At 59.8% G+C, this 20,960-nt stretch carries 17 protein-coding genes; 11 read left to right on the top strand and 6 right to left on the bottom strand.

Going from position 1 to position 20,960, the window contains the following annotated elements:
- Window positions 1–42 precede the first annotated feature (42 nt).
- Together EL18_RS14675 and EL18_RS14680 are read right to left on the bottom strand one after the other, a co-directional pair.
- Window positions 43–3,210, bottom strand: coding sequence for an efflux RND transporter permease subunit (locus tag EL18_RS14675; RefSeq protein ID WP_036485857.1), 3,168 nt, complete (start codon window positions 3,208–3,210; stop codon window positions 43–45).
- 12 nt (window positions 3,211–3,222) lie between these two features.
- The gene (locus EL18_RS14680; protein WP_036485859.1) at window positions 3,223–4,368 is read right to left on the bottom strand and encodes an efflux RND transporter periplasmic adaptor subunit; all 1,146 of its coding nucleotides are present in this window, start codon (window positions 4,366–4,368) and stop codon (window positions 3,223–3,225) included.
- Between the two features lie 296 nt (window positions 4,369–4,664).
- Here EL18_RS14680 and EL18_RS14685 point away from each other — a divergent pair, with 296 nt between their 5' ends.
- Window positions 4,665–5,273 carry a TetR/AcrR family transcriptional regulator gene (locus tag EL18_RS14685; RefSeq protein WP_244444613.1) on the top strand — a complete coding sequence of 203 codons (609 nt, stop codon included), beginning with the start codon at window positions 4,665–4,667 and terminating at the stop codon, window positions 5,271–5,273.
- 68 nt (window positions 5,274–5,341) lie between these two features.
- On the opposite strand, the gene EL18_RS14690 is transcribed toward EL18_RS14685, so the two are convergent.
- On the bottom strand, window positions 5,342–5,659 hold the full coding sequence (locus EL18_RS14690) for a hypothetical protein (RefSeq protein ID WP_036485863.1): 318 nt from the start codon (window positions 5,657–5,659) through the stop codon (window positions 5,342–5,344).
- A 153-nt stretch (window positions 5,660–5,812) separates the two neighbouring features.
- On the opposite strand from EL18_RS14690, the gene ispG reads away from it, so the two are divergent.
- On the top strand, window positions 5,813–7,075 hold the full coding sequence (gene ispG, locus EL18_RS14695) for a flavodoxin-dependent (E)-4-hydroxy-3-methylbut-2-enyl-diphosphate synthase (protein WP_036485865.1): 1,263 nt from the start codon (window positions 5,813–5,815) through the stop codon (window positions 7,073–7,075).
- A gap of 36 nt (window positions 7,076–7,111) precedes the next feature.
- Here the strand turns inward: ispG and EL18_RS14700 are convergent, their stop codons facing one another.
- Complete coding sequence (locus EL18_RS14700; protein ID WP_036485867.1) at window positions 7,112–9,631, bottom strand: hybrid sensor histidine kinase/response regulator; 2,520 nt, start codon at window positions 9,629–9,631, stop codon at window positions 7,112–7,114.
- Window positions 9,632–9,728: 97 nt separating this feature from the next.
- Window positions 9,729–10,643, bottom strand: coding sequence for a polyprenyl synthetase family protein (locus tag EL18_RS14705; RefSeq protein WP_036486464.1), 915 nt, complete (start codon window positions 10,641–10,643; stop codon window positions 9,729–9,731).
- A gap of 122 nt (window positions 10,644–10,765) precedes the next feature.
- Here EL18_RS14705 and mtgA point away from each other — a divergent pair, with 122 nt between their 5' ends.
- From mtgA to rpmF, 3 genes are all read left to right on the top strand, one after another.
- Window positions 10,766–11,512 carry a monofunctional biosynthetic peptidoglycan transglycosylase gene (gene mtgA, locus EL18_RS14710; RefSeq protein WP_036485869.1) on the top strand — a complete coding sequence of 249 codons (747 nt, stop codon included), beginning with the start codon at window positions 10,766–10,768 and terminating at the stop codon, window positions 11,510–11,512.
- A 13-nt stretch (window positions 11,513–11,525) separates the two neighbouring features.
- Window positions 11,526–11,936 carry a hypothetical protein gene (locus EL18_RS14715; protein ID WP_036485871.1) on the top strand — a complete coding sequence of 137 codons (411 nt, stop codon included), beginning with the start codon at window positions 11,526–11,528 and terminating at the stop codon, window positions 11,934–11,936.
- Window positions 11,937–12,099: 163 nt separating this feature from the next.
- Window positions 12,100–12,282 carry a 50S ribosomal protein L32 gene (gene rpmF, locus EL18_RS14720; protein ID WP_036485873.1) on the top strand — a complete coding sequence of 61 codons (183 nt, stop codon included), beginning with the start codon at window positions 12,100–12,102 and terminating at the stop codon, window positions 12,280–12,282.
- A gap of 97 nt (window positions 12,283–12,379) precedes the next feature.
- Here the strand turns inward: rpmF and phaR are convergent, their stop codons facing one another.
- Entirely contained in the window at window positions 12,380–13,003 is a 624-nt protein-coding gene (gene phaR, locus EL18_RS14725; protein ID WP_036485875.1) for a polyhydroxyalkanoate synthesis repressor PhaR, read from the bottom strand.
- Between the two features lie 219 nt (window positions 13,004–13,222).
- Here phaR and EL18_RS14730 point away from each other — a divergent pair, with 219 nt between their 5' ends.
- The 6 genes from EL18_RS14730 (at window position 13,223) to EL18_RS14755 (ending at window position 20,955) form a co-directional block, all read left to right on the top strand.
- Window positions 13,223–14,413: an acetyl-CoA C-acetyltransferase gene (locus EL18_RS14730; protein WP_036485877.1), complete on the top strand. Its 1,191-nt coding sequence runs from the start codon at window positions 13,223–13,225 to the stop codon at window positions 14,411–14,413.
- Window positions 14,414–15,043: 630 nt separating this feature from the next.
- On the top strand, window positions 15,044–18,022 hold the full coding sequence (locus EL18_RS14735) for a helicase-related protein (RefSeq protein ID WP_036485879.1): 2,979 nt from the start codon (window positions 15,044–15,046) through the stop codon (window positions 18,020–18,022).
- 9 nt (window positions 18,023–18,031) lie between these two features.
- The gene (locus EL18_RS14740) at window positions 18,032–18,415 is read left to right on the top strand and encodes an RNA-binding S4 domain-containing protein (RefSeq protein ID WP_036485881.1); all 384 of its coding nucleotides are present in this window, start codon (window positions 18,032–18,034) and stop codon (window positions 18,413–18,415) included.
- Window positions 18,416–18,609: 194 nt separating this feature from the next.
- Window positions 18,610–18,948 carry a ferredoxin FdxA gene (gene fdxA / locus EL18_RS14745; protein WP_036485883.1) on the top strand — a complete coding sequence of 113 codons (339 nt, stop codon included), beginning with the start codon at window positions 18,610–18,612 and terminating at the stop codon, window positions 18,946–18,948.
- 380 nt (window positions 18,949–19,328) lie between these two features.
- A complete protein-coding gene (locus EL18_RS14750; RefSeq protein WP_036485885.1) occupies window positions 19,329–19,901 on the top strand; it encodes a CarD family transcriptional regulator in 573 nt (190 codons plus the stop codon).
- A gap of 190 nt (window positions 19,902–20,091) precedes the next feature.
- On the top strand, window positions 20,092–20,955 hold the full coding sequence (locus tag EL18_RS14755) for an RNA polymerase factor sigma-32 (protein WP_036485887.1): 864 nt from the start codon (window positions 20,092–20,094) through the stop codon (window positions 20,953–20,955).
- The last annotated feature ends 5 nt before the right edge of the window (window positions 20,956–20,960 follow it).

Consider the following 20,960-nt stretch of genomic DNA (forward strand, 5'->3'; position numbering starts at 1 on the left):
GCAAATGAAATGGGGCGGGTTCCAGCACCCGCCCCTCATGCTCTACTCAGCGGCCCTTGAATAGGGCAGATCATCATTCTCGCCGTCCAGGAAAGGCTCCTTGCGCTCCGCGGAAGACTTGCGGCGGAAAATGCGCGAGAGGATGCCGCGACGTTTTTCACCGGCGGGCTGATTTTCGCGCGTGAACACCATGAGAGCCGATGGTGTCACGATCAAAGTGAGGATCGTCGCAAAGGTCAGGCCATAGACGATGGCGCTCGACAGCGAAACCCACCACTGGGTCGAGGGCGCACCAATCGTTACCTCGTGGTCGAAGAGTTCCAGCCCGAGGCCAAACGCGATCGGCAAGACACCAAGCACGGCTGAAATGGCCGTTAGCAGAACTGGACGTGCGCGCTCTCGGCAAGTCTGCAGGATGGCTTCCTGCTTGCCCATGCCTTCGCTCCGCAAGCGGTCATAGGTATCGATCAACACGATATTGTTGTTCACCACGACCCCGGCAAGCGCGATGACACCGATGCCCGACATGACGATGCCGAAAGGTTGACCTGTGAGCAGCAGGCCGAGGAACACGCCGATCGTTGCCATCACCACGGTCATCAGCACCAGGAAGACGCTCGTGAACTTGTTGAACTGCGCGAGCAGCACAACAAAGATCAGGAAAATCGCTGCGCCAAATGCCTTGCTCAGGAAGGAGGCTGCCTCATCGCTTTCCTCGCTGGAGCCTGCAAGCTTCCAGCGGGTCGCACCGAGGTCGAGACCTTCCATAGCCTGCGCGACATTTGCCTGCACCTGCGAGACCTGGAACCCGCTCGACACATTGGCCGTCACTGAAACGGTTCGCTGGCTGTTGATGCGGTTCAGGATGCCCGTTGCCATCTCCGGTTCGCGCTCGACGAAATTGGAAATGGGTACGGGGCCCTGCGCTGTCTGGACCCGAAGCTGGTCGAGTGTCGAGAGCGTGCGCCGGTCTTCAGGCAGACGCAGGCGAATATCGACCGCGTCATCGACACCGGCCGGACGGTAATCCGACAGCTTCAGACCATTGGTAACAAGTTGCACCACGGTGCCGACCGAGGCGGGGCTGACGCCATATTGGGCGGCCTTGGCGCGGTCCACCCGGATCGCCCAATCGATGCCCGGCGGCGGCAACCCGTCAGAGATGTCTATCACACCGTCGATCTCGCCGATCATGGATGCGACCTGTTGGGCCTGTTCGTTGAGATTTCGCGGATCGGCAGCGGAAAGCTGGATCTGGATTGGCTGGCCGGTGGGGGGGCCGGCTTCAGGTACACGAACCTCGATTTCCACACCCGGCATGTTCGCCATCTCAGCACGCAGATCGTCCAGGATCTCGTTGGACGGCTTGCGTTCTCGCCAGTCCACGAACTCGTACTGGATGACGCCGATCACATCCGCATCGATATCCTGTCCGCCGCCGCGGGTCTGGCCAACGCGGGTATAGACAGACTCGATGCCCGGCCAGCCGACAAGCTTGTCTTCTGCTGGGCGCACGAGACGGTCCATCTCGTCGAGCGAGAGGTTGCCGCGCGCGTGCACATACATCAGGCCGTATTCCGGTTCGACCTCGGGGAAGAATTCGACGCCAGCGCCATATTTCGAATAGGCAAACTGGACACCAACCAGAAGAGCTATCGTCAGCAGAAGAACCGTCTTCGGGAAACGGATCGCGCCGCGCACGAGGCTGATGTACCAGCCGTCCTTTTTGGGCTCTTCGTGAACCTCCGCCTTGGCGATGAGCGCGCCCAGCGTGGGGGTGAATATGAGGGCGTAGAACATGGATGCTGCCAATGTCACGATCAGCGTGATTGGCAGATATTTCATGAACTCGCCCACGATACCGGGCCAGAATAGAAGTGGTGAGAACGCAGCGATGCGGGTCATGGTCGCCGCAATCACCGGACCGGCCATGCGCTTGGCGGCAAGCTCGAAGGCCGAGGCGCGATCCATGCCCTCGGTCATGCGGCGTTCTGCAAATTCGGTGACGATAATCGCGTCGTCGACAAGCATGCCGACAGCCAGGATAAGACTGAAGAGCACGACCATGTTGACGGTGTAGCCCATCAGCGAGAGGGCATAGATGCCCATGAGGAACGAAGCGGGCACGGCGAGGCCGATCAGGAAGGACGCGCGTCCCGATAGGGTGTAGAGCACGACGATGAAGACGAGGATCACCGCGATCAGAACGTGGTTCTGAAGATCCGAAAGCATGTCACGGATCATCACCGACTTGTCCTGGCTGAACGTGACATTCACGCCTGCGCCGGTCTCCTCAACAAAACTTTCGGCAATCGCCTTCACCTCATCCACGGTCTCCACGAGATTGGAGCCAACGCGCTTCTTTACCTCGATCGCGATGGCATTCTCGCCATTGAGACGCGTAACCGTATCGGCATCGGTAAAGGTGGAGCGGACCGTCGCCAGATCACGCGCGCGGACCACCGCGTTCTGCGTGGCCACGATGGGCAGATTTGCCACATCTTCCACGTCCTCGATCAGCGAAGGAATCTTGACCGCATATTTGCCTTCGCTGCCTTCCAGGGCACCGGCAGCAACAAGACTGTTGGAGGCGTTCACGCCGCCGATCAGCTGATCGAGCTGCAGGCCATAGGATGAGAGCTTGACCGGATCGATGATGATCTCGACAAGCTCGTCGCGCGCACCCTGAATGGCGCCTTCAAGCACGCCCGGCACTTCTTCGATACGGTCGCGCAGTTCCTTGGCGGCATTGGTGAGAATCCGCTCCGGCACATCGCCTGAAAGGGTGACGACGAGGATCGGGAACTCGGAGACATTCACTTCGTGGACACCGGGTTCGTCCGCACCCTGGGGCAGCTCGCGCTCTGCATCGGAAACCTTGGCGCGAACATCCTCGATGGCGTTGGAGAAGTCGTACCCGGCCTGGAACTCGACGAGTACATAGCCGCCACCCTGATAGGCGGAAGAGCGCATCTCCTTGACGCCTTCCAGCCCCTTGAGGGCCGTTTCGACGGGACGCAGCAACAGACGTTCGGAATCTTCCGGTGAAATGCCCTGATAAGACAGGCTCACATAGATGATCGGTATGGGAACATCCGGCTCAGCCTCCTTCGGAATGGACTGATAGGCCAGTGCGCCGGCGACGATGAAGAACATCAGAATCGACAGCGTCAGGCGCGCATTGCGTATGGCGAGACGAACAATATCCATCAGGGCTGGTTCCTACTGAACCGCTTGTTCCGCAAGGGAGCCAGCGAGTTTGCGGATGAGTTCAGGGTCGGCGTCGACCGCGTTGACCTTTTCGCCGTCGCGCACCAGATCCTGACCGGCCACGATGACCCGCGCATTTTCCGGGATGCCGGCGAGGTACAGCGCGCCGGGCGTGTCGTCGACAATGTCGATCGGGTAGAACGAAACCAAGTCTTCTTCGCCAACTGCGCGAATGCCGAGATCGCCGTCATTGCTCAATGTCACGACGGAGCGCGGCAAGGCGACCGTCTCGACCGACTCGGAGAGAATGCTGATCTCAGCAGTCATGCCGGCCGGAATGGTTCCAGCCTTGTTGTCGATAGCCACCTCGACCTGAAATGTGCGTGTCTGGGGTGAGGCTTCGCGGCTGACATAGCGGATGGTGCCATCCAGATCGCGACCATTCACGAGGCGCACACGCGCCTTGTCGCCGCTCTTGATCGTGCCGAGATCGCGCTCGGACACTTCGCCGATCGCAAGCATCGGGTCGAGCTTCAGCAGGGTGGCGACCTCGCTGCCCTGCATGATGGAGCTGCCTGTCTCGACCGGTACCGAATCGATAAGGCCGGCGAAAGGCGCCTTGACGATCACGCGATCAAGGTCGGCCTGTGCTGCCTCAACTGCCGAGCGTGCGCTGGCGAGTGCGGAACGGGCTGCATCGAGCTGCAGGCGGGCAATATTGCCGCTCTTCGACAGGCGCTCGGCCGCGCTTGCCTCCGCTTCGCGCTGAGCAAGCGCCTGCTTTGCCGAAGCGAGCGCAGATTCCTTGCCCTCGGTCTGAAGCTTCAGAATGACTTCGCCTTCTTCAACATGTTGACCCTTTTCCACCGTCAGCTCTTCAACGATCCCGGAGGAGCGCGCGGCAAGAACCGACTTTTTGTCAGGAGCCGTGTAACCGGATACGCGAATGGTGCGGGCGTGCTCAAGGCGAGGGGGGACGGCAACCTGTACCGTCTTCAGCGCAACTTCGCGCGCTGGTGCTTCCGCCGCTTGCGCCTGCTTCTCTTCAGCCTCGGCACTGGCGCTGCCAACGGACGCGAATTCGCCAGTCGCGATCCACGCGCTTGTTGCCAGCAGCACGACAATGGCTGCGACCTTGTGGAACTTTATCTTTGCCATTCTACTTTTCCAGTGTGAAGCGCCTGCCTGTCGGCGACCGCGTGGGGGTCGCTGTGCGGCCCAGAAATCTCGTGCCGAGAAAAAGCACAACCACAACTCTACAATGCCGCAGCATTGGGAGAAAGATGGTGACACTTCCCTCCTGACATCAAGGGTAAGAGGATTTCCCTTTTCAAACGTAAAGTTGAAGCGCTGACTTATGGGCCTATATGGCTCGTGACACATTGACAAAATACGAAAAAATGTCAACTTCCATCTGACATGGGTCCCGTGATACCGGAAAGCGAAGGCTGAAATTGGGCGAAAACAAGCGGTTGCGGATCGTTGAAGGTGCGCTGAGGACCTTCCTCACCTATGGTTTTGCACGCACGACGATGGACGATATCGCGCAGGCGGCAGGTCTCTCCCGCCCGGCCCTCTATCTGGAATTTCGAAACAAGGCCGACATATTCCGCGCCGTGGGGCAGGACCTTCTGGAGCAGTCGAGCGCCAAGGCAAAAGAGGCATTGCGAGGATCGGGGTCGCTGCGCGAGCGCATTCTGGCCGCGCTGGATGCCGCGGTCTTCGATCTCATGGACGAGATCAACGCCTCGCCGCACGGTGTAGAGCTGGTGGATATGGAAAACCGCATCGCCTCCGACATCGTGAGCGGTTGGCGCGATGTTCTCGTGGAGGCATTCACCCATGAGTTCGCATCAGCAGCTCGGAGGGAAGGTGTCGTGCTTGCGGAAAGGGGGCTTACGGCGGCGAGCCTGGCCGAGATGCTTCTGGACATGCTGGAAGGCATGCGGATGCGCGGCGAATGCGGTCCGGGCGCTCGAGAGGCCGCCGACCGTATGCTGCTGCTTGCCGAAACGGCGATCGAATGCGCGCGGGACGCGCGGATGACCGAGGCTGCAGGTTAGTTTCAACGCGACAGACCAAATAGCGCCCCACCGGCGGCGGGGCGCTATTATCAATCGGTGTTTGCAGCTTAGCGGCGCAGGAAGAAGGTTGCGGCCAGGCCAATGGCAACGAGCCCTGCAGCTGCAACGCCTGCACTGGCAGCCGGATTGTCGCGCGCGGTGCGCTCAAGCCGGTGTGCGTTCTTGCGGATTTCGGGAAGAGCGGCGTTCAGATATTCGCGTAGCGTCTCTCCGAATTCCGCGCTCATGTGGCGAGTATCGTTGAAAGCGCGTGCGCTCTTGCGCGACATCTGCCGGCGCAGATCGGCCACTTCGCTGGAGAGGCTGGCAATCTGATCATGGAGATCATCAGCCATGGAATCCCGGTAGCGGTGCATGGAGGTCATTTCCTTTCATGTTCCCAACTGCGAAGGAAACGGCGCATCGGGCTCGTGGTTCCATCATCTTCCGGAGCGTGGTGTCACGGGAGCGACCATTGACATTCACACCTCGCTCAGCCACCTGAAGGCCTTGAGCGGCTTGAACAAGCGGAATGTGCCATGAGCGGCAATTGCCTCCCGAACTACCTCGACAAACCTTTCCCACGGCGCCCTTCGGTGAATGTGGATGTGGGTGGCGTCACCGTGGGCAGTGATGCGCCGGTGGTTGTCCAGTCGATGACCAATACGGACACTGCCGATATCGATGCGACGGTCGCACAGGTTGCCGCATTGCATCGCGCAGGTTCGGAGATCGTGCGCATCACCGTTGACCGTGACGAGGCAGCGGCTGCGGTTCCGAAAATCCGCGAGCGGCTTGAGCGCGTTGGCGTGGATGTGCCGCTGGTCGGTGACTTCCACTATATCGGCCACAAGCTTCTCGCCGATCATCCGGCTTGTGCGGAGGCGCTGGCAAAGTACCGGATCAATCCGGGCAATGTCGGCTTCAAGGACAAGAAGGACAAACAGTTCGCCGCGATCATCGAGACCGCGATCCGCTACGACAAGCCGGTGCGCATCGGGGTGAACTGGGGCTCGCTCGATCAGGAGCTTCTTACGCGCCTGATGGATGAGAACCAGACAAACGGTTCTCCGATGACCGCGCAGGAAGTGACGCGGGAGGCGATTGTCCAGTCGGCATTGCTCTCAGCGGAACTGGCCGAGGAGATCGGCCTGCCGCGCGAGCGCATCATTTTGTCGGCCAAGGTCAGCCAGGTGCAGGATCTGGTCGCCGTCTACACAGAGCTGGCAAAGCGCAGCAATCATGCTCTTCATCTTGGTCTGACGGAAGCAGGCATGGGGTCGAAAGGCATCGTTGCCTCGTCGGCCGCGATGGGCATCCTGCTTCAGCAGGGGATCGGCGACACGATCCGCATTTCGCTGACGCCCGAACCTGGCGGTGACCGCACGCGTGAAGTGCAGGTTGCTCAGGAACTTCTGCAGACCATGGGCTTCAGGCAGTTCGTGCCCGTGGTTGCTGCCTGCCCCGGCTGTGGGCGCACGACCTCAACAGTCTTCCAGGAACTGGCGCAGAAGATCCAGAACGACATTGCCCGCAACATGCCGGTCTGGCGCGAGCGCTATCCCGGGGTTGAAGCCCTGAAAGTCGCCGTGATGGGCTGCATCGTCAATGGACCGGGCGAATCCAAGCATGCCGATATTGGCATCTCGCTGCCGGGCACCGGCGAGACACCGGCTGCACCGGTCTTTATCGACGGCAAGAAGGCTGCAACCCTCCGCGGGCCTGAAATTGCGCAGGACTTCGAGAAGATGGTCGGCGAATATATCGAGCAGCGTTTCGGGCAGCAGGCGGCGGCCGAGTAACCGCACCCGGTCAAAGCTGCATGAATGGCGGCAGCGTCAGGCGCTCGCCGCCATCTTCTGTTCCAGCCATTCGCTGATCTTGGACGCGAGTTTCTGGGGAGAGATCGGCTTGGTAAGGTAGTCGTCCATGCCCGCATTGATGCATTTCTCGCGGTCGCCGTTGAGCGCGTGGGCCGTGATGCCGATGATCGGCGTGTGTCTTCCCGTCTGCTTGTCCGTCTCACGAATGGCTGCGGTTGCCTCGAAGCCGTTCATCTCCGGCATGGACACGTCCATCAGCACAAGTGTGGGGTTCAGTGAATGGTGCATCTGGGTGGCCGTGCGCCCATTGCCCGCTATGCGGTAGCTGACGCCGAGACCCTCCAGAACCTGGGAGAAGACAAGCTGGTTCACCTCATTGTCCTCAGCGACCAGTATGTCGAGTTGAGCTGCATTCTTCGCCTCGGGCCTTTTCTGCGGCTGACGTAGCGGCTTCACATTCATTTCCAGCGGTTCGATAGGCGAATTCCTGCTGCGTGCGGCCTTCTGCATTGCGCTCACGAGTGTTTCCAGAAGTGCCGAGGATCGGGCCGGTTTGTTGAGTTGTGCGGTGATGCCGCAATCTGAAAGGACGCGCATCGTCTCGGCCTGATCGACAGAGGTAAGGAGAACGATGGGCAGATCGGCGTTTCGCGGGTCCGACTTTATCGCACGCGCCACCTCTGCGCCATTCATGCCAGGCATCTGGTAATCCAGGATCACGCAGTCGACAGCGCCTCCCAGTTCACGTGCGTGGTTGAGGAAGGCAAGTGCCACCTGACCGCTCTCGGCAGCCGCGCAGTCGAAGCCCCAGCTCTTGAGCTGCTCCATCAGGATGCTGCGGTTGATGGGGTTGTCGTCAATGGCAAGAACGCGTGCACCGGAAACATCTATCGGCAGCGGCTTTTGTGGCGCCGCTTCATGGTTCAGCGGCAGATCCACGGTAAACCAGAACACGGAGCCCTCGCCGACCGTGCTGTCGGCCTGCAACTGGCCGCCCATCAGTTCAACCAGACGGGAGGCGATGGCAAGGCCAAGGCCCGTGCCTTCGTGGCGTCTGGTGGAGGAGGCGTCGACCTGTGCAAATTTCTCGAACACCGCCTTGAGCTGGTCGGGGGGAATGCCCGGCCCCGTATCTTCGACGCGTACGGTGACGCTTGCATGATCTTCCCCGGCTTCACCCGACACATCGATCAGCACATGGCCGCGCTCGGTGAACTTGACCGCATTGCCGACAAGGTTTGTGACCACCTGCCTGAAGCGGCCCATATCGCCGATGAAGGAGACCGGCATTTCCGGATCGATGCGTACGATCAATTCCAGATCCTTCTCCGCGACCTTCGGCGACACCAATGTTGCCACGTCCTCGATCGCTTCGCCGAGCCTGAAGGGCGCGTCTTCCAGCCGTAGCTGCCCAGCATCGATCTTCGAGAAATCGAGGATGTCATTGATGATTGTGAGAAGGGCAGAGCCGGATTTCACGATCACATCCACGAACATGGACTGGCGCTGGTCAAGGTCCGTGCGCGCGAGCAGTTCGGCCATGCCCATGACGCCATTCATGGGAGTGCGGATCTCATGGCTCATATTGGCCAGGAACTCCGATTTCGCCTTGTCAGCGGACTGAGCCCGGACCTTTTCCTCTGCAAGCTGCTCGTTCGTTTCGTGAAGCGCTTGTTGGGCCGCATTCACGCGCCCGATCATGGGCAGGAACACCCGGGCGGAAATGAGAACGGCACTCACCGCGATGGCCAGACTGATGATCAGGATGGTCAGTTGCATCGTGCCATATGTATCCGCCATCTGGATGTTCAGCTCATTGGATATCGAGCTTAGATGCGGCACGATCGAACCGTTCGCCAGCGACTGCATCTCGGTAAACACACGCCGTGCAGCGGATGACGAGTAGTCGCCGAAGATATCAAGCCGATTGGCGAGCCCGATGATGGCCTTCAACTCGGTCTTGAGGGAGGCTTCACCATCACCTTCCCACATTTCGCGGACGAAGGATGGTGCACTCTGCCCGGTCAGTGTCTCGAGAAATGAGCCGGCCTCATTCGCTCCGCTTTTGCCAGATCCGTCTTCTTCAGCCGTAAGACGTTGGCTTTCCAGCGTTGTCACATCGCCATGGAGGGCCATTTCCATCGCGTTGTAGCCGTTCTCCAGTGCTTCCAGAGCAGACTGCAATGCGGCGCGGGCATCCTCCATGGGTGGAAGGGCGAGATTCGGGGAAGGGACGGCGGCGAGATTGGCGGAAATGCCATACCTGCTTGAAACGCTGCGGCGCGTAAAGTTGACCGGAACATTGCGCAGGCTTGCGGCGTGGAGGCTTGCATATTGCATGCGCAGCGCACTGTAGATGACGTCACTCGTGGCGTCGGTCATATAACCAATCAGACCGGAAAAGCGGGCTTGCGTCTTGGCGCGCTCAGCCTGCCAAAGAAGTACGCTGGCACCCAATGCCACCGTCATGACAAAGCCGATCAGTACCGCCAAAAGCCGACGGTGCATGTAGCCGCGTGTTACCACAGATGTCATGAATCGCCCCACTAACCCCTTGTTCCCGGGAGCTAAAATCGAGCAATCCGATTAAGCCGTGATTAACGCCGCGTCACCTTGTTCCGTAAACTGCAGCCTAGTGCTGCCGATCCGCAACGAAGCGTGCCGCCAGGCGCAAGACCGCAGCTTTTTCGCCAAATGGAAGGAGTAGCTGCTCTGCCTGTTCGACAAGACCGGCAAGCTGTCGGCGGGCCCATTGCTCGCCGTTCATGGCAACGAGCGTTGCCTTGCCGGCGGCCGCGTCCTTGCCGGTTGCCTTACCCATCTGTTCTGCGCTGGAGGTGACGTCCAGCAGATCATCGGCCAACTGGAAGGCAAGGCCGATGATTTCACCAAACTGGATCAGATGCTCGCGCTGGCGTTCGTCGGCGCCGCCTATCAATGCACCGGCCTCGCAGGCGAAGCGGATCAATGCACCGGTCTTCATGGCCTGCAGCAGGATGACGCCCTGCTCATCGGGTGCAGATTTCTCAGCCAGCAGATCAAGGGACTGTCCGCCGGTCATCCCGCCAAGGCCCGCCGCGCGCGCCAGCTTCTTCACCAGGTCGACCTGCACGATCGGCGAGAGCTGCGTTTTCTCGTCGGTGATGATGTCGAAAGCATAGGTCAGCAGGCTGTCGCCTGCCAGGATGGCGTCAGCCTCGTTGAAGGCGCGGTGGACGGTTGGCTGGCCGCGCCGATAATCGTCATCGTCCATTGCAGGCAGGTCATCATGGATGAGCGAATAGCAATGCACGCATTCCAGTGCGGCGGCCACGCGCAGGGCTGCATGATGGCCGGCGTCGAAGAGGCAGGCAGTCTCCACCAGGAGGAAGGGGCGCAGCCGTTTTCCTCCATTGAGAACCCCGTGGCGCATGGCTGCCAACAGCCCCTGGGGGCGTGCCAGTTCTCCGTCTCTTGGGCGGGCGCTCAGGAGTTCCCTGAGAAGGGCATCCATTTCTTCTGCACGCAGTGCAAGAAGTGCTTCGAAGGGTGGGGCTGTCTCATCCATGGGCGGAGCGATGCCGTCAAAACGTTGTGCGGTCAAGTGCGGCTGGCGTGAGCCGAGCGTCTTGTGCGTTGCCAGAGAAGACGCGCAGGGCTATCGAAGGGCTGGCAAGGGGGAAAAGGTCCGTGGCTGCACCACAGGTGGAAGGCGAGAAAAGGCAGGTTCGACGACGGCGCAAGAAGAATGCTCAACGCCGTCCCTTGCGGCGCGTGCTGCGATATGGGCTGCTGACGGTACTTGCGCTGCTGGCGCTGCCGGTCCTGCTCAGCCTGCTGTACCGAATTTCCTGGGTGCATCCGGTTTCCACGCTCATGGTGAAGGACCTTGTCACGCTGCAGGGCTATACGCGGCAATGGACTTCCATTGACGATGTGGCACCGGTGGCGGTCCATTCCGTGATCATGTCCGAAGACGGACGTTTCTGTTCGCATTCCGGAGTGGACTGGGAAGCGCTGAACACGGTGATCGAAGACGCGCTGCAGGGCGAGAAGGCAAGGGGTGCCTCGACCATCTCGATGCAGACGGTGAAGAACCTCTATCTGTGGCAGGGGCGGTCCTTCGTGCGAAAGGCGATGGAGGTGCCGCTGGCGCTCTATTTCGACGCAGTCGTATCGAAGAAGCGCCTTATGGAAATCTATCTGAACATTGCCGAATGGGGGCCTGATCTGTACGGAATTGAAGCCGCGGCCCAACATCATTTCGGGCGCAGTGCCGCAAATCTCACCGCAAGGCAAGCAGCCTTGCTGGCGGTCACGTTGCCGAATCCGGCAGAGCGAAACCCGGCCCGGCCCGGCCCCGGTCTCTCGCGTCTTGCCGGTCTGATAGAACGTCGCGCGGCCAAGGCCGGTGGCTATGTGGGATGCGTCAGGTGAAGGAGCGTGCGGAATGGTGAAACGCGGCGCATCCATTGGCTTCTTCGGACGGTTCGGCCGCTCGCAGGACATGCGAAATCTCGACCGCGCCCTGCGCTTCTCGGGCCTGCATCCAGCGCAGGTTCCTGAAGGGGTGAAGCTTGCTGCCGTCGGCATCATCGCAGGTGAAGGGGAGGGTGAACCTCCCGATTCGGCCTATCCGCCTGCCGGCGAATTGATGGCTTTGTGTGCCTTGGGTGAAGAGCATTTTGCGCATGAGAATGGTCAGGCTCGAACGGAAAGTGCCCGCAACCGGCTGGAACGGGCGCTTGAGGAAGGTGAGGGGATAGATGCCGAACTCATTCTGCTTCTGCTGCACGCGAAGCTGATCCACCCGGTTACAGTCGATCAGTATGATCTGCGTGCAGTGGAGCGCGGAGATTAACTGCCGGCGAAAGAGCCGTTGGCAGCAAAAACATGGGCTCACCTACTGGCCAAAGCTGCAATTGCAGTGTATAGGCGAGCCGAATTCAGATACCCGACTGGCTTTGCGGGGCACCCTGGATGGGGGCCGCAGGGCCGGTTTGACCGAATATCGGAGCAGAACAATGGCTGTACCTAAAAGGAAAACGACGCCGTCCAAGCGCGGCATGCGCCGCTCGGCAGATGCGCTGAAGAACCCGACCTATGTCGAGGACAAGAATTCCGGCGAACTGCGCCGCCCGCACCATGTGGACCTGAAGTCCGGCATGTATCGCGGTCGCCAGGTTCTCCAGCCGAAGGACGCGTAAGCTTCCTTTCCGGCAGTGTAGCGTTTCAGAAAAGACCGGTCCTTGTGGCCGGTCTTTTTGCGTTTTCGGAATATATCGGATTGTTTGGCGTGCAGCCTTAGTCGCGACCCATGGAGTCGAGCTTTCGCTGCATTGCGGCAATCTGCTCGCGCAGATCGTTGAGGTCGTCCTGAGCGCCTTCCCTCGTAGGCGCAGCCGTTCGCTCATCCTCATTCGTCGATGAATGATTGGCGGTGGGCGATGGGGCAGGCGCGAACATCTGCATGGCGCTCTGGAACATCTCCAGATTGCGGCGCGTCTGCTCCTCGATCATTTTCATGGGCGCAGAAAAATCCATCATGTCCGCATGCTTGCCGCCGAAGGCTTTCTGCATGTGCTCGCGCATGCGTTCCTGCTCCTTGGAGAAGGCCTGCATGGACTGTTCCAGAAAGCTCGGCACGACCATCTGCATCTGGTCGCCGTAGAAGGCGATAAGCTGGCGCAGGAAGGAGATGGGCAGCATGTTCTGCCCGTCCTTGTCGTTTTCGAGTTCGAATATGATCTGGGTCAGAACGGTGTGTGTGATGTCATTGCCGGTCTTGGCGTCCTGCACGACGAATTCCTCGTCGCGCTTGACCATTTCCGCAAGGTCCTCAAGCGTCACATAGGTGCTGGTTCCAGTATTGTAGAGGCGCCGGTTCGCATATTTCTTGATGACGACCGGATCGTCCTTCTCTGGCATCCTCGACCCTCCCTGGCGCTTTTTTAGGCAAGCTTCGCGATCTGTCCTGCCCTTTGGGTGCAGGATATGCGAAAGAATGCGGCAAATGAAAGCGGTTTATACGCAGTGCAGCAAAGCCGCTTTGCCGCTGGCCTAAAAACTGGTCATGGCGCTGCCTTTTGATTGACCGGAACAGACGCCCATATATCCTCCGGAACGACCTATTCTCAGGAGTTGAAGATGGACAAAGCGAATTCGATTGTCATTGCGAGTGCAGCGCGTACGCCTGTCGGTTCTTTCAATGGCTCCTTTGCCCATACTCCGGCTCACGAGCTTGGTCGCACCGTGATCGAGGCGCTGCTTGAGCGAGCTGGCGTGGATGCAGCAGAAGTGGATGAAGTCATCCTCGGTCAGGTGCTTACGGCCGGGCAGGGGCAGAATCCCGCTCGACAGGCTGCCGTGAATGCAGGCTTGCCGATCGAGACAACCGCCTGGGGCATCAATCAGGTCTGTGGCTCGGGTTTGCGGGCGGTCGCAATCGGCATGCAACAGATCGTTTGCGGTGACGCGCAGGTGGTTATTGCCGGCGGGCAGGAATCCATGTCGCTCGCACCTCATTGCGCGCATCTGCGCAGCGGAGTGAAGATGGGTGATTTCCAGATGATCGACACCATGATCCGGGATGGATTGTGGGATGCCTTCAACGGCTATCACATGGGTGTCACGGCGGAAAATGTCGCTGAGAAGTTTCAGATCTCGCGTGAGGAGCAGGACGCATTCGCGCTTGCTTCCCAGAACAAGGCGGAAGCCGCGCAAAAGGCAGGCCGCTTCAGGGATGAGATCGTTCCCGTCACGCTCTCGAGCCGCAAGGGTGAGGTGAAGGTTGATGAGGACGAGTATATTCGTCACGGCGCCACTCTCGAGGCGATGCAGAAGCTGCGGCCGGCTTTTTCGAAAGACGGGTCGGTTACGGCCGGCAATGCATCCGGTCTGAATGATGGCGCAGCCGGCGTGCTCCTGATTAGCGAGGCGGAGGCTCAGCGTCGCGGGCTGAAGCCCCTTGCGCGCATTGCGTCCTGGGCCACTGCGGGGGTCGATCCGCAGATCATGGGCACCGGCCCCATCCCCGCTTCAAGACGAGCACTCGAAAAGGCTGGCTGGAAGGTAGGCGACCTTGATCTGGTGGAAGCCAACGAGGCCTTCGCCGCTCAGGCCTGCGCAGTCAACCGGGACATGGGCTGGGATCCGGAGATCGTGAACGTGAATGGCGGGTCGATCGCCATTGGTCATCCGATCGGAGCTTCCGGTGCAAGGGTGCTGAACACGCTGCTGCACGAGCTGCGGCGCCGTGGCGGCGGCAAGGGTCTTGCGACCCTTTGCATTGGCGGCGGCATGGGTGTTGCCATGTGTGTTGAAGTCTTCGAGGGCTAATCGCCATATTCGGGCGCCAGCGATCTGGCGGGAGCTTCGAATTCCCGCCGGATCACACGCTTCCTATTTAACTTTTGCCTCTCCTGTTGCTGTCCCGTTTTGGGGCAAGTCGCTTCTTGGAGTTCGTCCTGTTCCACAATGTTTGGCGGACTTTCGGTGGAAAGCCTGTTGATAGCTGGTGGAAAACACTACATCTTGTAGTGAACATACAGGGAACATGCGCGAACAGCCGATTCGTCGCCGATTCGTTCTTCCTTTGGCCGCTTTGTTAATCGGAACCGCTGGCGGCCTTCCGAATGGGTTAACCAGTTGTTAGGAAAACCTAACGCTTTCAAGGATTTCAGATTTTCTGCCCCGTCGCGGCAGACGTTCCGCCCGCAAAAGTTAACGACCAAAGGTCAATCCCGACATCTGGAGAACTTGCTCGATCAGCATCTGCTCCATATCTTGTGGACCCGTCCATATCTTGTGGTGAACAAAAGCGGAATCCGGCCTGGAAGCCGATTCGTCGCCGATTCGTTCCAGACTCGTTCCAATTGTTAATGCTGCGGGTTTTTGCCTTTTGCTCTTTGGTCGCCATCCTATATGTCTAGCGCGGGCGCGCGCCGCCTGGCAGTGAAAAGGCTTTGGATGAATATTCAGCCATATGAGAAATCTCCCACCGCGCTGACGGGACGCGGCGTGACCGCGATATTGGGTCCGACCAATACCGGCAAGACGCATATGGCGATCGAGCGGATGGTGGCGCACAGCACCGGGGTCATCGGCCTGCCGCTGCGGCTGCTCGCGCGCGAGGTCTATCAGCGCGTGGTGCAGCGTGTGGGTCCCGAGCATGTCGCGCTCATCACGGGTGAAGAAAAGATCGTACCGCCCAAGGCGCGCTATTCGGTTTGTACTGTCGAGGCCATGCCGCGCGAAACGACCGCGGCATTCGTTGCAATCGACGAGGTCCAGCTCGCCGCGGATCTGGAACGCGGCCACATCTTCACGGACCGGCTGCTTCATCTGCGCGGGCGCGACGAGACGCTGCTTCTGGGTGCGGGCACCATGCGCGGGCTGCTGGAGAAGTTGCTGCCGGGCATCTCGGTGATCACTCGACCGCGCATGTCGGTCCTCACTTATTCCGGTTCCAAGAAAATCACGCGCCTGCCGCGCCGGTCTGCAATTGTGGCCTTCTCTTCCAACGAGGTTTACGCAATTGGCGAGTTGATCCGCCGTCAGCGCGGTGGTGCGGCCATCGTCCTCGGCGCGCTCAGCCCGCGGACACGCAATGCGCAGGTGGCGCTCTACCAGTCCGGCGATGTCGATTATCTCGTGGCGACCGATGCGATTGGCATGGGGCTCAATCTCGATGTCGACCATGTCGCCTTTGCGCAGAACCGCAAGTTCGACGGTTTCCAGTTTCGCGACCTGTCTGCCGCTGAGCTTGGCCAGATTGCAGGCCGCGCGGGTCGCCATGTGCGGGACGGCACGTTCGGCGTCACGGGTCATGTCGACCCATTCGACGATGCTCTCGTGGAGCGTATCGAGACCCATCATTTCGAGCCGGCCAAGGTATTGCAGTGGCGTACGGCCGATTTTGATTTCTCGAGCCTGAAGGCGCTGCGTGTGTCGCTGGAGACGCCGCCCAACCGTGAAGGGCTTACAAAAGCGCTTCCTGCAGCCGACCAGCGTGTGCTTGAGCATCTGGCAAATGACGAGGATGTGGCAAGGCTTGCCGACAGCCGCGCGCGGGTCGCGCTGCTATGGGAAGCCTGTGCATTGCCCGATTATCGCAAGATTGCACCCGCTCAACACGCAGAAATTGTGGCTGCCGTCTATCAAGACCTTGCCCGGCAGGGGCATGTTGATGAAGATTACATGGCCGATCAGGTGCGGCGCGCGTCATCCACCGAGGGTGAGATCGACACGCTGTCGCACAGGATTGCGCAAATTCGCACCTGGACCTTTGTCTCCCACCGGCCGGGGTGGTTGTCGGATCCGACACACTGGCAGGAAAAAACACGGGAGATCGAGGACAGCCTGTCCGATGCGCTGCATGAGCGATTGACGAAACGCTTCGTGGACCGCAGGACTTCCGTGCTCATGAAGCGCCTGAGAGAGAACAGAATGCCGGAAGCTGAAGTTAGTAACGCTGGTGAAGTCCTGGTGGAGGGGCACCACGTGGGTGAAATGCAGGGATTCCGCTTCACCGCGGACAAGACTGCCGAAGGTGAAGATGCGCGTGCGGTGAAGACTGCAGCGCAAAAGGCACTTGCTGCAGAGTTCGAAACCCGCGCGGAGCGCTTTGCATCTTCTGCCAATGGCGATCTGGCCTTGTCGTCGGAAGGCGTGGTTCGTTGGCTCGGTGCGCCGGTGGCCACCCTGGTTGCAGGTGATGATCCGCTTCGGCCGCGCGCGATACTCCTGGCAGACGAGCAACTGACCGGCCCTTCGCGTGACAAGGTTGCCGCACGTGTTGATCGCTATGTGAATTTCCAGATCGAAAGCCAGCTCAAGCCGCTTGTCGACCTGAAACAGGCTGACAACCTGACGGGCATTGCCCGCGGCCTTGCCTTCCAGCTTGTCGAGAATTTTGGTCTTCTCAATCGTCGCGATGTTGCAGAAGAGGTGCGCTCGCTCGATCAGGATGCGCGTGCGGCACTACGCCGGCTCGGCGTCCGCTTCGGTGCCTATCACATCTTTGTTCCGGCTCTCGTCAAGCCCGGTCCTGCAGGCCTTGCTACGCTTCTTTGGGCGCTGGCAAATGACGGCAAGGACAAGCCCGGCTACGGCGATGTCGTGGCTGCGCTTGCCTCCGGCAGAACGTCGCTGGTGACGGAACCGGAATTCGACCGCGCCTTCTACCGGCTCGCCGGCTATCGCAATCTTGGTCGTCGTGCGGTCCGCGTAGACATCCTTGAGCGTCTTGCCGATCTCATCCGCCCCGCGCTTTCATGGAAGATTGGTCAGCACGAGCGTCCGGAGGGAGCCTATGACGGTTCGGCCTTCCTGGTCACGCCCGCGATGATGTCGATTCTGGGTGCAACGCCGGATGACATGGAAGCGATACTGAAGGGCCTGGGCTATCGTGCGGAGGCCAAGCCTGCTGACGAGGTTGAGAAGCGGCTGGCGGAATTGGCGCCCAAGCCTGAACTGGAAGGTGCCGAGGCAAGTGCGGCACCCGCTCCTGCAGATACCTCAGGAGAAGCTGAATCCGCTCCTGCTCCGGCTGCCAGTGAGGCAGCGGCCGCAGCAACGGCGGCTCCCGCAGTCGCCGAAACCGGAACCGAGAGCGTGAATGCTGCGCCCGTAGAAACGGCTGCAGAAGCTGAGGCCGTGGTTGAAGCTGAAGCCGAAGAGCCCAAGCCCGTGTTGCTCTGGCGTCCCGGCCGCTCCGAGCGCCGTCGGCCCCAGCGTGGCAATGAGCGCCCCAACGACGCCAACAAGGGCAAGGGTGCAAAGGGTCGCGGACCTCGCCAGCGTCATGAGGGCGGACCGCGGAAGGGTGGCAAAGGCGGTGAAAACCGCAATGGCCCACGCCAAGCCCGACCTGAACGCCCGGCACGGATCGATCCCGATTCACCGTTCGCCAAGCTCGCTGCTCTCAAAGATCAACTCAAGAAATAGGATACACATTTGGTCGTCAGTGATCGGCAGCGTGTAGACAAGTGGCTCTTCTTCGCCAGGGTCGTGAAGTCGCGGTCGCTTGCTGCCAAGCTGGCGCAGGCGGGCAAGGTTCGGGTCAATCGCAACCGGATCGAGCAGGCCTCATATCCGCTCAAGGTGGGAGATGTGTTGACCATCACTCTTGAGCGGCGGGTGCTGGTCTACCGGGTGATTGATCCGGGCACGCGGAGAGGACCGGCTGAAGAAGCGCGGAAACTCTATGAAGATCTGACCCCGCCCGAGCCCGCACGGGAAGCCGAGCCAGCGGATATCGCAGTACGCGATCGCGGGGCCGGTCGTCCGACAAAGAAGGACCGCCGCCAACTGCAGCGCATCTTTGGCGAAGACACCTGATTGCAACGAATTGGAAAGCTGTTTCCCTTCAGGGTGATCTGGCGCAACAGCCAACTCTTGCCAGCGTCGGACAAAGCGGCTACCTCACCGCCACGACCTTCGCAGCGCTTGTCTCAAGCGGCCTGGCGGGTATCCACTAGCAGATGATGTCGGCGGAAGCGGCTTAGCCGTTCGCCTTCGCCCGGGAGTTCCTGATGACCTATCTCGTGACCGACAATTGCATCAAGTGCAAGTATATGGACTGCGTGGAGGTATGCCCGGTCGACTGCTTCTATGAAGGCGAGAATATGCTTGTCATCCATCCGGATGAGTGTATCGACTGCGGTGTCTGCGAGCCGGAATGCCCGGCTGAAGCCATCAAGCCGGATACGGAGCCGGGTCTCGACAAGTGGCTCCAGGTCAATACCGAATATGCCGAAAAGTGGCCCAATATCACCATCAAGCGCGACGCGCCCGACGATGCGCAGAAGTTTGACGGCGAAGAAGGCAAGTTCGAAAAGTATTTCTCGGCTGAGCCGGGCCAGGGCGACTGACGTCACACATGTGGGCTTGCCGCTCGCATAGCCATTTCAGCCTCTGCGACTCTTTGTCGCGAAAACAGCGTGGTGCGAATCTGGCCCCTGCGCCGGAAAGCTTCAACTATGGCAAATAGTTGATTTCCTCAGCTTTTTGTGGTAGCTTCCGAAGACATGCCGATTTCAACACGTCTGCAGATGGCGCAGAAAACCTAATCATTCGAAAGGTGCGTTACATTCCAAGGCCAAGACTTTTCGGGGCCTTGAGGATCGGCATGACTGCCGGTGCCCGTGCGGCATGTAACTCCTGAATTGACGCCATTTCCAGCCAGCATCGGCATTGCGACCGGGCGGAGACGCGAATCTCCTCGGCCCATAAAAACAGGAGTGTTAGGCGTATGGCAACCCAGCAGAAAAAATCGTCGCAGCGAAATGGCTTCAAGACCGGTGAGTTCATCGTCTATCCAGCACACGGGGTAGGCCAGATCGTCGAGATCGAAGACCAAGAAGTTGCGGGCCACAAGCTGGAGCTGTTCGTTATCGATTTCCAGAAAGACAAGATGCGCCTGAAGGTGCCGGTTGCGAAGGCTTCCTCCATCGGCATGCGCAAGCTTTCCGAGACCGATTATGTGGATCGCGCTCTAAAGGTGGTGCAGGGCCGTGCACGCGTGAAGCGCACCATGTGGTCGCGCCGCGCGCAGGAATATGATGCAAAGATCAATTCCGGTGATCTCATCTCCATTTCGGAAGTTGTCCGCGACCTCTATCGCGCGGAAAACCAGCCGGAGCAGTCCTATTCGGAACGCCAGCTCTACGAAGCGGCACTTGATCGCATGGCGCGTGAAATCGCAGCCGTCAACCGCATGTCGGAGACGGAAGCGGTGCGCCTGATCGAGACCAATCTGAACAAGGGTCCGCGCCGCGGTCCGAAGGCTGAAGACGAAGAAGCAGCGAAGGAAGAAGCTGCCTGATCTTCCGTGCCCTGAACGGCATCTGATTATTTCTGCATGAAGCCCGGTCTCCGAGTGATGGCCGGGCTTCATGCATTTTGAGCTGCATCCGGCTTTTAGTGCAGCGGAACCTTTCTCGTAGTCTGTTGTTACCTTTTGTGATCAGCAGTGTGGCCCGCCGCCATTCTGCTCCTGCCGAAGGGAGCCATTAATGCAGGACAGCGCGAGACAGGAAATGGTCCGAGCCGCCATGAAGGCTCCTTATCTCGAACGGGACGAAGAGCAGGAGCTGGCGCGCCGTTGGAAAGAGGCGCAGGACCAGGAAGCGCTTCACCGTATCACCCTGGCTCATATGCGTCTTGTCATTGCGATGGCGTCCAAATTCCGTTCCTTCGGTCTACCGGCAGGCGATCTCATCCAGGAGGGATATGTGGGTCTGCTGGAAGCAGCGGCACGCTTCGACCCTTCGCGCGAAGTCCGCTTCTCGACATATGCGACATGGTGGATCAGGGCTTCGATGCAGGACTACGTACTGCGCAACTGGTCTATCGTGCGCGGCGGCACAAGCTCCGCACAGAAGGCGCTCTTCTTCAATCTTCGCCGGCTGCGCGCAAAGATGCAGCGCGCCGGCGGGGAAGCCATGCCATCCGGCGACCTCTACCGTGAAGTGGCGCACGCGCTGAAAGTACCGGAGAAGGATGTCGCGCTGATGGATGCGCGTCTGTCCGGTTCGGACACATCGCTCAATGCACCGCTGAAAAGCGATGGCGAGCAATCCTCCGAACGGCTCGATCTGCTGGTCAGCGATGACCCGCTGCCCGATGATGTTGCGGGCGAATCCATTGATGGAGAGCGCCGGACCGCATGGTTGGAGCAGGCGCTTGAAACGCTCAATGTGCGCGAGTTGAAAATCGTGCGAGAGCGTCGCCTGTCGGAAGATGGCGCAACGCTTGAAGCTCTTGGCGAGAGTCTCGGTATTTCCAAGGAGCGGGTTCGTCAGATCGAAAGCCGCGCCCTTGAAAAGCTGCAGGAATGCTTGAGCCGCAAACATCCTGAGTTGCGCGCGCCGGCATAAACTGA

It is taken from the genome of Nitratireductor basaltis (assembly GCF_000733725.1).
In the GTDB taxonomy this organism is placed as follows: Bacteria; Pseudomonadota; Alphaproteobacteria; order Rhizobiales; family Rhizobiaceae; genus Chelativorans; species Chelativorans basaltis.